The 12741-nt window shown below is 65.1% G+C and carries 14 protein-coding genes and 1 tRNA gene; 7 read left to right on the top strand and 8 right to left on the bottom strand.

The window, feature by feature from the left end; translation table 11 throughout:
• Positions 1-23 precede the first annotated feature (23 nt).
• Both secG and pyrG read left to right on the top strand, forming a co-directional pair.
• The gene (gene secG, locus AC4D6D_RS10265; protein WP_491327235.1) at positions 24-431 is read left to right on the top strand and encodes a preprotein translocase subunit SecG; all 408 of its coding nucleotides are present in this window, start codon (positions 24-26) and stop codon (positions 429-431) included.
• 149 nt (positions 432-580) lie between these two features.
• On the top strand, positions 581-2209 hold the full coding sequence (pyrG, locus tag AC4D6D_RS10260; RefSeq protein WP_491325199.1) for a CTP synthase: 1629 nt from the start codon (positions 581-583) through the stop codon (positions 2207-2209).
• A gap of 54 nt (positions 2210-2263) precedes the next feature.
• Here pyrG and AC4D6D_RS10255 read toward each other — a convergent pair whose 3' ends face one another.
• Entirely contained in the window at positions 2264-3199 is a 936-nt protein-coding gene (locus AC4D6D_RS10255; RefSeq protein WP_491325198.1) for an AEC family transporter, read from the bottom strand.
• Positions 3200-3343: 144 nt separating this feature from the next.
• Positions 3344-3805, bottom strand: a complete 462-nt coding sequence (locus AC4D6D_RS10250) for an Hsp20 family protein (RefSeq protein WP_147215064.1) — start codon at positions 3803-3805, stop codon at positions 3344-3346.
• Positions 3806-3962: 157 nt separating this feature from the next.
• Here AC4D6D_RS10250 and grxC point away from each other — a divergent pair, with 157 nt between their 5' ends.
• The 4 genes from grxC to AC4D6D_RS10230 all read left to right on the top strand — a co-directional run bounded on the left by grxC (position 3963) and on the right by AC4D6D_RS10230 (position 5702).
• Positions 3963-4226 (top strand): glutaredoxin 3, encoded by a 264-nt coding sequence (grxC, locus tag AC4D6D_RS10245; protein WP_147215062.1) that lies wholly within the window; start codon positions 3963-3965, stop codon positions 4224-4226.
• A 5-nt stretch (positions 4227-4231) separates the two neighbouring features.
• Positions 4232-5056 carry a carbon-nitrogen hydrolase family protein gene (locus AC4D6D_RS10240; RefSeq protein ID WP_147215060.1) on the top strand — a complete coding sequence of 275 codons (825 nt, stop codon included), beginning with the start codon at positions 4232-4234 and terminating at the stop codon, positions 5054-5056.
• 6 nt (positions 5057-5062) lie between these two features.
• Positions 5063-5554, top strand: coding sequence for a DUF1178 family protein (locus AC4D6D_RS10235; protein WP_147215057.1), 492 nt, complete (start codon positions 5063-5065; stop codon positions 5552-5554).
• A 71-nt stretch (positions 5555-5625) separates the two neighbouring features.
• Positions 5626-5702 (top strand) — tRNA-Arg (locus AC4D6D_RS10230).
• A gap of 48 nt (positions 5703-5750) precedes the next feature.
• Here AC4D6D_RS10230 and AC4D6D_RS10225 read toward each other — a convergent pair.
• The 5 genes from AC4D6D_RS10225 to AC4D6D_RS10205 form a co-directional block, all read right to left on the bottom strand.
• On the bottom strand, positions 5751-6911 hold the full coding sequence (locus AC4D6D_RS10225) for a glycerophosphodiester phosphodiesterase (protein WP_491325197.1): 1161 nt from the start codon (positions 6909-6911) through the stop codon (positions 5751-5753).
• 142 nt (positions 6912-7053) lie between these two features.
• Positions 7054-7473 carry a 6,7-dimethyl-8-ribityllumazine synthase gene (ribH, locus tag AC4D6D_RS10220; protein WP_465144720.1) on the bottom strand — a complete coding sequence of 140 codons (420 nt, stop codon included), beginning with the start codon at positions 7471-7473 and terminating at the stop codon, positions 7054-7056.
• A gap of 1 nt (position 7474) precedes the next feature.
• Positions 7475-8782, bottom strand: coding sequence for a 3,4-dihydroxy-2-butanone-4-phosphate synthase (ribB, locus tag AC4D6D_RS10215; RefSeq protein WP_491325196.1), 1308 nt, complete (start codon positions 8780-8782; stop codon positions 7475-7477).
• A gap of 59 nt (positions 8783-8841) precedes the next feature.
• A complete protein-coding gene (locus AC4D6D_RS10210) occupies positions 8842-9645 on the bottom strand; it encodes a crotonase/enoyl-CoA hydratase family protein (RefSeq protein WP_147215048.1) in 804 nt (267 codons plus the stop codon).
• A gap of 99 nt (positions 9646-9744) precedes the next feature.
• Positions 9745-10572 carry a coniferyl-alcohol dehydrogenase gene (locus tag AC4D6D_RS10205; protein ID WP_491325195.1) on the bottom strand — a complete coding sequence of 276 codons (828 nt, stop codon included), beginning with the start codon at positions 10570-10572 and terminating at the stop codon, positions 9745-9747.
• A 244-nt stretch (positions 10573-10816) separates the two neighbouring features.
• Between AC4D6D_RS10205 and AC4D6D_RS10200 the strand changes: the two genes are divergently transcribed.
• A complete protein-coding gene (locus AC4D6D_RS10200; protein WP_491327234.1) occupies positions 10817-11590 on the top strand; it encodes a kinase in 774 nt (257 codons plus the stop codon).
• Here the strand turns inward: AC4D6D_RS10200 and AC4D6D_RS10195 are convergent.
• Positions 11587-12624 (bottom strand): YihY/virulence factor BrkB family protein, encoded by a 1038-nt coding sequence (locus AC4D6D_RS10195; protein WP_491325194.1) that lies wholly within the window; start codon positions 12622-12624, stop codon positions 11587-11589. The two genes, AC4D6D_RS10200 and AC4D6D_RS10195, sit on opposite strands and share 4 nt — an antisense overlap.
• Positions 12625-12741 lie beyond the last annotated feature (117 nt).

The following is a 12741-nucleotide window of genomic DNA, read 5'->3' as shown; positions in this document are numbered from 1 at the left end:
AAGACTGAGAAAAACGCAAGATGCTGTTCACCTTCCTGACCGTTGTCCAGGCGATTGTCGCGCTTCTGCTCGTCGTTATCATTCTGATGCAGAAGTCGGAAGGCGGTGGTCTCGGTGTCGGTGGCGGCAGCCCCTCGGGCCTGATGTCGGCGCGCGGTGCGGCCAACTTCATGACCCGTGCGACGGGCATCCTCGCCGCGGTCTTCGTGATTCTCTCGATCGTGCTCGCAGCCCTGGCGGTCAATACGACCAGCGGCCGCGACATCGACACTTCCCTTCAGCGCGAGACGGCTCCGGCCGCTCCCGTACAGCCGGCCGATCCGCTCGCCGGCGCGGCCGCACCGGCCGCGGCTCCGGCGGGTGGCGCGAGCCCGGCTCCGGCTGGAACCGCTCCGGCCAACGATCCGCTTTCGGGTGCTGCCGGCCAGTAATCTGGCTTTCGGCAGGGTTCACCCCGGCGCATCATCGTAACAGGAATGCCGTCTGGCTCTGGCAGGCGGCATTTCATTTGTGTTGAACTGTGGATTGCGGCACAGCGCTCTTGCGCTCGTGCCCCCATGCAATTTAAGGGCCGACTCCCATGGCGCGGCATATTTTCATTACCGGCGGCGTGGTTTCCTCGCTTGGCAAAGGTCTCATGGCGGCGAGCCTCGCGGCTCTGCTTCAGGCACGCGGTTATCGCGTCCGGATCCGCAAGTTCGATCCCTATCTGAACGTCGATCCGGGCACGATGAGCCCCTATCAGCACGGCGAGGTCTACGTGACCGACGACGGCGCCGAGACCGACCTCGATCTCGGTCACTACGAGCGCTACACCGGCGTTTCGGCCCGTCAGGCGGACAACATCACCTCGGGCCGCATCTACCAGGACATCATCGCCAAGGAGCGCCGCGGCGACTATCTGGGCGCCACCGTCCAGGTGATCCCGCACGTCACCGATGCGATCAAGGACTTCGCGATGACGGAGACCGAGGATCTCGACTTCGTGCTCTGCGAGATCGGCGGCACCGTCGGCGACATCGAGGGCCTGCCTTTCGTCGAGGCGCTGCGCCAGCTGCGCAACGAACTCGGCCGCGAGCAGACCTGCTTCGTCCACGTCACCCTGGTGCCCTACATCGCGGCTGCCGGTGAGCTGAAGACCAAGCCGACGCAGCACTCGGTGCGCGAACTGACCGGCCTCGGCATCCAGCCCGACATCCTGCTCTGCCGCGCCGACCGCGAACTGCCCGAGAGCGAGCGCCGCAAGATCGCGCTGTTCTGCAACGTGCGTCCGCAGGCGGTGATTCCCGCGCTCGATGCGCCGAATATCTACGCCGTGCCGCTCCAGTACCATCAGGAAGGCCTCGACGCCGAAGTGCTTCACCACTTCGGCATGGAGTCGCAGGCGCCTGACCTGTCGCGCTGGAACGACATCACCGACCGCTTCGAGCACCCCGAGGGGGAAGTGACCATCGGCGTCGTCGGCAAGTACGTCGGCCTGCAGGATGCCTACAAGTCGCTGAACGAGGCGCTCGTTCACGGCGGCATGGCCAATCGCGTGAAGGTCAACGTCAACTGGATCGATGCCGAGATCTTCGAGAAGGAAGATTCGGAAATCGCCGCCGCGCTCGAACCGATGCACGGCATTCTGGTTCCCGGCGGCTTCGGCGAGCGCGGCACCGAAGGCAAGATCGCCTCGGTCCGCTTCGCCCGCGAGCGCGAAGTGCCGTTCTTCGGCATCTGCCTCGGCATGCAGATGGCCTGCATCGAGGGTGCCCGTTCGGCGGGTGTCGAGAAGGCCAATTCCACCGAGTTCGGCCCGACCGAGGAACCCGTCGTCGGCATCATCACCGAATGGATGGGCAAGGACGGCCTCGAAAAGCGCGCCGAGGGCGGCGATCTGGGCGGCACCATGCGCCTCGGCGCCTACAAGGCCGAGCTTTCGCCGAACAGCCATGTCGCCTCGATCTACGGCTCGACCGAAATCTCGGAACGTCACCGCCACCGCTACGAAGTGAACGCCTCCTACCGCGAGACTCTGGAAGGAGACGGCCTGATCTTCTCCGGCATGTCGCCCGACGGCCTGCTGCCCGAGATCGTCGAGCGTCCGGACCATCCGTTCTTCGTCGGCGTACAGTTCCACCCCGAATACAAGTCGCGCCCCTTCGAACCGCACCCGCTGTTCGCCGGGTTCATCGCGGCGGCGTTGCGTCAGGCCCGACTGGTCTGATCGCGGGGAAATTGAATTAGGGAAGGGCGGGCCGGATGGTCCGCCCTTTTCGATTCAGCGCAGGGCGGCGAGCAGCAGCGTCACCGTCGCAACGGACAGAACCGTCGAGACGAGGATAACGCGGGCGGTGAGCGCGCCTTCGCGGCGGTGGAGTTCCGCCAGCATGAACGGTCCGGTTCCCGTAGGTAGCGCGGCCAGCAGCACGGCGGCATCGCGCAGCGGCTTTTCGAGCGGGATCAACCAGCGGGCCATCACCAGCATGAGCGCCGGATAGGCGAAGAGTTTCAGCGCGACGAGCAGGGCGGTCCGGCCGGTGTCGCCGGGCTCGACCTTGCGCGGCTCGGCCAGGAACATGCCGAGGCAGACGAGGGCGCAGGGGCTGGCAGCGGAGCCGAGCAGCTTCAGGAACGTGTCCAGCGGCGGGGCGATGCCGATCCCGCTCGTCATGACCAGCGCGCCTAGCGACGGCGCCAGCACCAGCGGGTTGCGGAACAGCGCCTGAAGCACCCGGAGGAATACGAGCGAGGGCCGTCCGCCGGATTGGTTGCCGAATTCGAGCAGGACGATGGAAGTCGCGAAGAGGGCGCAGACGGTATTGATCGTGGCGATCAGCGTCAGCGTTCGCGAGGCCGGTCCCAGCGTTGCCAGCAGGAGGGGAAAGCCGAGGAAGGCGACATTCGAATAGGCGGCATTGAGGCCGTGGATCGTCGCATTGCCGAGCGCGACGCCCTTCACGCGGCTCACCGTCACGGTGAGCGCGAAGAAGCAGAACGTGGTCAGGGCGAAGACGGCGACGAAGCCCGGTTGCCACAGGTCTGCGGGCCGGGCACCTGCGACGATGTCGAAGAGCAGGGCGGGAAGCGCAAGATAGACGACGAAGCGGTTGAGTTCGGTGGTCGATTGCGGCCCGAACACGCCGAGGCGCCGAGTCAGCCAGCCCGCGAAGGTCAGCGCAAAGATCGGCAGGACGACCGACAGGATCGAAAGCATGGAGAAAAGCGGCCCGCTGGAAGTGATGGCGGTGAGCTTAGGGCGCGGAATGCGCGGCTGTCACGCCTCCTTGCTATCGCGCTGCAAAAAGGGCGGCCCGGAAATTCCGGACCGCCCCCAGATCATGTCAGTTCATCGAAACGTTCAGGCAGCGGCGGAATCGCCGCCTTCGACGACGGAAAGGGTGTTTCCGCCGATCGAAATCTTCTTCGGCTTCATCGCCTCGGGCACTTCGCGCACGAGGTCGATCACCAGCAGGCCGTCGGCCAGATCGGCGCCGTCGACGCGAACATAATCGGCCAGTTCGAAGCGACGCTCGAACCCGCGCTGGGCAATGCCGACGTGCAGCATTTCACCCTCGGCCGGTTCTTCGGGCTTGTGGCCCTTGACGACCAGCAGGTTGGCCTGCGCGGTGATGTCGATATCGGCGGGCTTGAAGCCTGCGACCGCCAGCGTGATGCGATAGGCATCGGCACCGCGACGTTCGATGTTGAAGGGGGGGTACTTGTCGCCCGGATTCACGCGGCCCTGGTTCTCGATCATGTCGAACAGGCGGTCGAAGCCGACCATGGTACGGCGGTAGGGCGAAAAATCGATACGGTTCATGACAAAAATCCTCGTTCGAGCAATCTTCGTGTGATGAGGCCCGACTTGCGGCGCCTCGCTCTCAAGCCATCCCCTTGGCGGGCCATGACTTGCACTCCTAGATATGGTAGCGGATCGCCCTTTCAAGGGTCGCAAAAAGATTGAAGGAAGAAGTTCGATGAGCCAGCCGAAAGTCGAGATCTACACCAAGTGGGGCTGCCCTTACTGCGTCATGGCGAAGGCGCTGCTGGACGGCAAAGGCGTGACTTACGAGGAATACGACGTGACCATGGGCGGCGAGAAGCGTGCCGAGATGGTCGAGCGCGTTCCCGGCGCGATGACGGTTCCGCAAGTGCTGGTCGACGACAAGCCCTATGGCGGGTTCGACGACATCAGCGCGCTCGATCGGGCTGGCAAGCTCGATCCGGTGCTGGGTCTCTGACGGCGATGGGCCGCGCCGCGCTGTTCCAGATGACCTCGGGCGTCGATCCCGAGGCCAATGCCGCCGCGATCGTCGCCGCGATCCGCGAGGCCGGGGCAGACGGTGCGGCCATGCTGTTCACGCCCGAAATGTCGGGCTTGCTCGATCGCAACCGGGAACGGGCAGCGGGCCATATCGTGCGGGAAGCCGAGGACCGGGTTCTCGCGGCGGCACGCGACGCGGCGGCGCGCGAGGGGCTATGGGTACATATCGGCTCGCTGGCGGTGCGCCGCGATGAGGGCGGGGACGGGCGCTATGCCAACCGCGCCTTCGTCATCGGTCCTGACGGCGAAATCCGTGCCCGCTACGACAAGATGCACATGTTCGACGTCGATCTCGCCACCGGCGAATCCTGGCGCGAATCGAATGCCTATGCGCCCGGTAACGATGTCGTGACGGTGGAGACCCCGCTCGGCAGGCTGGGGCTGGCGATCTGCTACGACGTGCGCTTCCCCGCGCTGTTCGAGGCGCTTGGCCGGGCCAAATGCGACGTGATCGCAACGCCCGCCGCTTTCACGGTGCCCACCGGCAAGGCGCACTGGCACCTGATGCAGCGCGCCCGTGCGGTCGAGGCGAGCGCCTTTGTGCTCAGCGCCGCGCAAGTCGGCCGTCACGAGGACGGTCGCGAGACTTACGGCCATTCGCTGGCGATCGATCCCTGGGGTGACATCCTGCTCGACATGGGCGGCGAGCGGGCGGGTCTGGGCTTCGTCGATCTCGATCCGGCGCGAATTACAGAAGTGCGCGCGCAGCTTCCCAGTCTTGCCAACCGCCGCGAGATCGCCAAATAGGCCGCGATGCCTATCGTTTTTGATCTCGAATGCCGTTCCGCGCAGCACCGCTTCGAGGGCTGGTTCAAGTCCTCGGACGATTACGCGCGCCAGCAGGAGCGGGGGCTGGTCGCCTGCCCGCACTGCGGATCGGCCGATGTCGGCAAGGCGGTGCAGGCGCCGCGCCTCGCGCGCAAGGGCAACCAGCGCGCCGAAGTTCCGGCAAGAGCGACGCCGTCTCTGCCGGCGCCAGCGCCTGCCGTGCCGGCTGCACCCTTGCCGCCTCAGGCGATCGAGGTGCTCCAGAAGCTGGCAGTGATGCAGGCCGAGGCGCTCAAGTCGAGCCGCTTCGTGGGCGACAGCTTCGCCGAAGACGCCCGCGCGATGCATTACGGTGAGCGCGAGGTGGAAACCATCCACGGCCGTGCGAGCGTGGAGCAGGCCAAGGAACTTATCGAGGAAGGCATTGCGCTTACGCCGCTGCCGTTCCCGGTCACGCCGCCCGAACAGGCAAACTGAACGGCCCCTGGAACGGGTGAATGTAAACGGATTGCCAAGACTTTCCGCGCAAGCTAGGACGCCCCTCGAGTGCGCCCGTAGCTCAGCCGGATAGAGCACCAGATTCCTAATCTGGGGGCCATGGGTTCGAATCCCGTCGGGCGCACCAATAAAAAAGCCCGCGAAATTCGCGGGCTTTTTTATTGCGTCGGAGAGTTTAGGCGCGTTCGTCGACCGCCTTGCGGCCGATTGCGGGATCGTCGGTGAAGAACGCGTCCAGTCCAAGTGCCAGATAACGCCGGATTTCGGCGATGCTGCCCTCGGGATTGCGGGCGCCGTCGCCGCCGCTGCTGCGCATGTCCGCCGGAAGGAAGTGGTTCTCCGGACGGAAGGTCCAGGTCGAAACCAGCAGTCCTGCCTTGTGGGCATTGGCGATCAGATCGCTCGGCTTCGCGGCAAGGCGGTTGTCCTTGTCGCGCGCGATCAGGGCGAGATTGTAGGGCGAGATCCAGTCCGCGTAAGTTGCCATTTCCACGAGGCCTGCGGGTGTGTGGAGATCGTCGAAGGTCGGGCCGGAGCCTTTGGCGGCGAGATCGGCAGGGCGCACTTTGCCGGGCACCGTCAATTGCATGAGCTGGACATTGCCGAGATCGCCGATGCGCGGGCGCAGCCACTTGAGGTTCGAAACTTCGAAGCTCTGGACTATCAGCGGCGCGGTGCGGAGATAGGCGCTGGCACGGACGCGGTCGAGGAAGTGCTGCTCCAACGGCAGGCCGATCGAGGCGAAATAGGTGGAGTGCTTGATTTCGGGGATCACACCGATCGTGCGTCCGCGGGCGGCGGCTTCGGCGGCGACGAAATCGGCGATCTCCTCGAACGTCACCACCTGAAACCGGCCGTCGTAACCGTGGCTCTCCGGGCGCAGCGGGCCTAGGCGTTCCTTTGCGCGCAGCGTCTTTATCTCGGCAAGGGTGAAGTCTTCGGTGAACCAGCCGGTCACTTGCTCGCCGTCGATGGACTTGCTGGTCTTGCGGGTAGCGAACTCGGGATGATCGGCGACGTCGGTGGTTTCGGCGATGTTGTTTTCATGCCGGGCGATCAGCACGCCGTCTTTGGTGGCGACCAGATCGGGTTCGATGAAGTCAGCGCCGTCCGCAATGGCTTTGGCATAGGAGGCCAGCGTGTGCTCTGGGCGCAGGGCGCTGGCGCCGCGATGGCCGATGACCAGCGGCTTGGCCGGGCGTTGGCGAGCGGCGGAAATGGGAGCTGACCCAGTCGCTGCCATTGCAGGGGGCATGACCGAGGCGGCAAGTGTGCCTGCGGCAACTCCGGCGCCGGTGCGGATAAGCGAGCGGCGGGAGAGTGGCGATTGGATCATGCTGAAGCCCTCGAAGAAACGGAAAATCGGCGGCTATTCACTTCGGGTGACAGCTTGACGACAATCGGATCTCGTCGCGAGGGGATTGATTTCGCGAAAGAAAGTGCAGGGGCAGGGATGAGCCGCCCCCCTGCATGCCCTATCAGGCGAACTTTTCCTTGAGGTCGTAGAGCGCGATGGCCGCCTTGGCCGCTTCGCCGCCCTTGTCCTTCTGCGCAGGCTCGGCGCGGACGAGGGCCTGTTCCTCGTTCTCGACGGTCAGGATACCGTTGCCGATCGGAATGCCGTCCATCGTCAGCGCCATGATGCCGCGCGCGGATTCACCCGCAACGATCTCGAAGTGGTAGGTTTCGCCGCGGATGACGACGCCGATGGCGACATAGCCGTCATAGTCGCCGGTCGCGTCGGCCAGCGAGATCGCGGCCGGGATTTCCAGCGCGCCGGGTACGGTGATTACCTCGGCCTGATGACCGGCAGCCTTCAGTGCGGCCTTGGCACCGGCGATCAGCTTGTCGTTGAGATGGTCGTAGAAGCGGGCTTCGACGATGAGAAAACGGGCCATTTCAATGCGCTCCTTCAGGGGCGGGGATGGGGCGTTCGCCGACGATGTTGAGGCCGTAGCCTTCCAGCGCGACGAGCGAGTAATGGGTGTTGGAGAGCAGGATCATGTCGTGGATGCCAAGCTCCGCCAGGATCTGGGCACCGACGCCGTAGTCGCGCAGTTCCTCCATATCGGGTGTTTCCCCTGCACGAACCTGGTGCTTGATGTCCATGACCCGTGAGATGGCGCCGTTCATCTGACGGTTGATGACGACGATCACGCCGGTGCCTTCTTCGGCGATCATTTCCATCGAGCGGTGCAGCAGATCGCCGCGATCGGTCGCTTCCTCGCCCAGCACGTCGGCAAAGACGGACAGGGTGTGCATGCGGACCAGCGTGGGCTTTTCGGGATCGATGCGGCCCTTGATGAGGGTCAGCGTCTCTTCGCCGGTCGCCTTGTTGAAGTAGCTGCGGGCCAGCCACTGGCCGCCGTAGCGGCTCTGGAAGGTGATCTCGTTCTTCTTCTCGACCATGCGATCGTGCTTGCGGCGATAGGCGATGAGGTCGCGGATCGTGCCGATCTTGAGGTCGTGGATGCGGGCGAAGGCGATCAGGTCGTCCATGCGGGCCATGGTGCCGTCGTCCTTCATGATCTCGCAGATCACGCCGGAAGGGTTGAGACCGGCGAGGCGCGAGATGTCGACCGCTGCTTCGGTGTGGCCGGTACGGACCAGCACGCCGCCGTCGCGGGCGCGCAGCGGGAATACATGACCGGGGGTGACGATGTCGGCCTTGGTCTTGGTGCCGTCGATCGCCACCGAGATGGTGCGCGCGCGGTCGCCTGCCGAAATGCCGGTGGTTACGCCTTCGCGCGCCTCGATCGAGATCGTGAAGGCGGTCTCGTGACGGGTGCCGTTGTGGCGGCTCATCAGGTCGAGGCCGAGTTCCTCGACGCGCTGGCTGGTGAGCGTCAGGCAGATCAGACCGCGGCCGTGGGTGGCCATGAAGTTGATCGCCTGCGGGGTCGCCATCTGCGCCGGGATCACGAGGTCGCCTTCGTTCTCGCGGTCCTCGTCGTCGACGAGGATGAACATGCGGCCGTTGCGCGCCTCGTCGATGATTTCCTCGATCGGCACGAGGACCTGACGGTCGTCGTTGGCATTGAGGAAGCGTTCGAGCTTGGTCAGCGTTTCCGCCGTGGGGTTCCACTCGGGTTCGGCGCAGTCGCGCAGGGTGTTGGCGTGAAGTCCGGCGGCGCGGGCCAGGCCCGCCTTGCTCATGCCGCCTTCGGTCACGAGCTTGCGGACCTGTTCGATCACATTAGCAGCCATTGCAAGAATCCAATTTCACATTTCGATGTGATCGCCATATGAACCGATCACATCGAAATTCAAGTCCCCTTGAAGACCGGCTTGCGCTTTTCGAGGAAGGCCTCGACCGCTTCGGCGTGGTCGTCGGTCGCATGGGCGGCGGACTGCATGGCGGCGGCCATTTCCAGAACGGTGGCGAGGTCGCTGCGCCGTCCCTCCCAGAGCAGGCGCTTGGTCATGCGCACGGCGTGGGGCGGATTGGCGGCGATGCGGCGGGCGAGGGCGCGGGCTTCGTCCATCAGCAGGTGGTCCGGCACGACTTTCGAGACGAGGCCGCAGGCGAGAGCTTCGGCGGCATCGATCATATCGCCGGTAAGTGCCATTTCCGCCGCCTTCGACCAGCCGACGACGCGTGGCAGCAGCCAGGAACCGCCGTCGCCCGCGATCAGGCCGATCTTCACGAAGCTCTCGGCGAAGCGCGCGCTCTCGCCGGCGATGCGCAAGTCGCACATGCAGGTGAGGTCGCAGCCCGCGCCCGCCGCGGCGCCGTTGACGGCGGCGATCACCGGCACTTCGAGCGCCGCGAAGGCGAGCGGCAGGCGCTGGATGCCGCGCTTGTAGTTGAGCCGCGTGCGGGTCGGCACGCCGCCATTGACGTTGCCGCCGGGCTTCATCTCGTTGATGTTGCCGCCCGAGGAGAAGCCCTTGCCCGCGCCGGTCAGGATCGCCACGCGCGCCGCCGGATCGCTGTCGAGCCGTTCGAGCGCGCCGAGCAGGCCTTCGATCACTTCGGGGTCGGAGATCGGATTGCGCATGTCCGGGCGGTTCAACGTGAGGGTGACGATACCTTCTGCGTCGATTTCATAGAGTACCGCTTCGTCCATGCGCTTCGATCCTTCTCCGTTTGCCGGAGGGCTTAGCAGGTTGACGCATAGGTAAAAGGGTGGATATCGCGACATCCACCCTTGTGAGGGAATGGAGGATCAGGCGGGTTGCTTGCTCATCATCCGGGAAATATCGACTTGTCCGGTAGCGAGGCCGCCCATGAAGCCGCCGTCCACCGGCATGACGATGCCGTTGACGACGCCCGCGAGCCGGGAATTGATGAGCACCAGCGGCCCGGCCTGTTCTTCCGGCGTGGTGTAGCGGCCGAGCGGCTCGGCGGCGGCGTCCACCACATCCTTGCCCGAAGTCGCATGGAAGGTCGCCATCATCGGCGTCTGGGTGGGCGAGGGCAGCGAGCAGTTGATGCGGATGCCCTTCTTGATGAGCCGCGCGCCCATGAACTGCGTCCAGACGATCACCGCCTCCTTCGAGAAGGCATAGCCTTCCGCCACCTGATCGGGGTTGGCCTCGCACCAGGCGAGACCGGCGTCGAAGCCCTGCGTGGCGAGGAGCTGCATGTGCACCGGGATGCGGCGGTTCCAGCCCAGGCCGCCGGTGGAGGCGATCGAGACCACGGCGCCGCCTTCGCCCATCAGCGGCACGACCTGGTCGGTCAGGTGACGCGTGCCGAGGAAGTTGACCTTGATGACGTCGAGCGGCGGGAAGCCGCCGCCACCCGGCAATCCCGCGCAGTTGAACAGGGCATCGATCCTGCCGCCGACACCGGCCACCGCCGCTTCGATCGTGGCGGGATCGCGCAAGTCGATTTGCATGAAGGAGGCCATCGGAACGGCGCTTTCGCGGAAATCGAAGCCATGCACCTCGGCGCCGAGATCGACCAGCATGCGCGCCGTCGCCTCGCCCATGCCGGAGAAGCATCCGCTGACGATCACGCGCTTGCCCCTATATCCCAGAACGTCGGTCATCTTTCGTGTCCTCCTCCCGCCAAGCGGATATTGTCGTGCCTTAGCTAGTCCGAGACAGACCATCGCTTCAACTGTCGCGGGGGCTGATCGCGGGCGCGATGCCGCGCACGGTATCGCCCGTCACGATCCTCGCCATGGCTGCGAGGGCTTGCTACGCGCGATCCGTGGATTTCGAGGAAGGACGATGGCGAGCGAGCAGAATACCGCAAAGGCAGGTCCGGCAATGGAGGTGGTTGCGGCCGTGATGGCGCAAGTCCGTTCAGCGCTGGCGGGCGCTCGCCATCGTCCCGTCGTGATCGGGCTATGCGGATCGCAAGGCTCCGGCAAGACGACGCTGGCAAGGGCCGTGCTCGCTGCCTGCGCGCGCGAGGGGCTGCAATCTGCTGCCCTGTCGCTCGATGACCTTTATCTTGCTCGTGATGAGCGGCAGGAGCTTGCACGCACGGTTCATCCCCTGCTGTCGACGCGCGGCGTGCCGGGCACGCATGACATTGCGCTTGGGCTGGATACGCTGGACATGCTCGAAAGCGGGATGCCCGTGGCGCTGCCACGTTTCGACAAGGGCGCCGATGATCGCCTGCCGGAACGGGAATGGCCGATCGTCGGTCCCGATCTTCAGGTCCTGATTTTCGAAGGCTGGTGCCTTGGCGCCTTCCCGCAGCCTGCGGATGAGCTCGTGCGTCCGGTCAACGCGCTGGAAGCCGAGGAAGATTCAGACGGTCGGTGGCGTCGCTATGTCAACGACATGCTCGGCGATGCCTATCAGCGGCTGTTCGCGCGGATCGACCGTCTGGTCCTGCTCGCGGCGCCGGGCTTCGAGGTCGTCCACGAATGGAGGCTGGAGCAGGAGCGCGAACTCGCGGCCGGGGGCGGCGCGCGGGTCATGGACGAGGCCGGGATCGCCCGCTTCATTGCCCATTACGAGCGCCTGACCCGCTGGATCCTGGCGGAAATGCCGCCGCGCGCCGATCTGCTGATCCGCCTCGACGCGCGGCGAGGTTCCGTGGCGATCGGTTAGGACTCGGCCTCGCGGCGCACCTGCTCGGCCCGGCGGCGCTTGTTGCGTTCCAGTTCGGAGGCGGAGGGCACGCGGTTGTCCATCAGGTCGGCCAGCACCGCGCCGCGTTCTCCGGCGGGCTGCGTCGGCCCGGTGGTGGTGTCGCAGAACGTCTGCCGCTCGATCTCGGCATTGACGAGAGCACCCAGCAGCACGCCGTAGGCCGAGAGATAGAGCCACATGAGGAACACCACGATGGCCGACAGCGAGCCATAAGTGGCATTGTAGTCGCTGATGTAGGCGACATAGAGCGAGAAGCCGAACGAGACGGCGATCCACAGCAGCGTCGCCAGCAGCGAGCCGGGCGCCAGCCAGCGCCATTTCGCCGGACGCCGGTCGGGGCCGTAGCGCATGATGAGCGCGAAACCGGCGCTGCCAAGGGCGACGGCGGCGATCCAGGTCAGCCACTTGAACAGGACCTCGGTGGAATCGCCTAGGAACACGCTGGTCTGGGTCTGGAGCCAGGCGAAGACGCCGCCGGAAAGGACGCCGGTCAGGGCGATGCACACGGCGGATACGGTCAGGCCGACAGCGCGAAAAGTGAGCGCGATGGTGCCGCGCGTCTCGCGTTCCTCGTTTATGATGTTGAGCGCGCTCATCATGCCGTTCGCCGCGCGCATGCCGCCGAATATCGCAAAGAAGAGGGCGATCAGCAGGGCGAATCCGGTGACGCCGCGACTGGTCGTGACGATTTGCACGAGTTGCTGCTCCAGCATTTTCGCGACTTCCGGGGGGACGACTTCGACGATGCTCTGCATCTGCGAATGGACGCTCTCCACATTGCCGAACAGCCCGTAGATCATCACCGTCGCGCCGATCAGCGGGGTGAGGGCGAGGAAGCAGTAGAACGCCAGACCGCCCGCCAGCAGGCCGAGTTCATGGAAACCGCTCATCACGTAGACGCGCTTGAGGATCTTCCACCAGGCCTTGCCCGGAATTTGCCAGGGCGCATTTGCGTCGGTTCCGGGCTGAATTGACGTAGACGGTGTAGACATCTTTTCCTTGGCTGTTGACGCCGGGGAGGCTTCGTCGGATTTCATCGCTTACCCACTTGCGGCAGGGAACTTTCGCTGTTGCAATGCGATAGGGTATTCCACGAGGGGGCCTGTTGC

The organism is Novosphingobium sp. BF6 (assembly GCF_058273105.1).
This window is presented reverse-complemented; position numbering and strand designations above follow the sequence as displayed.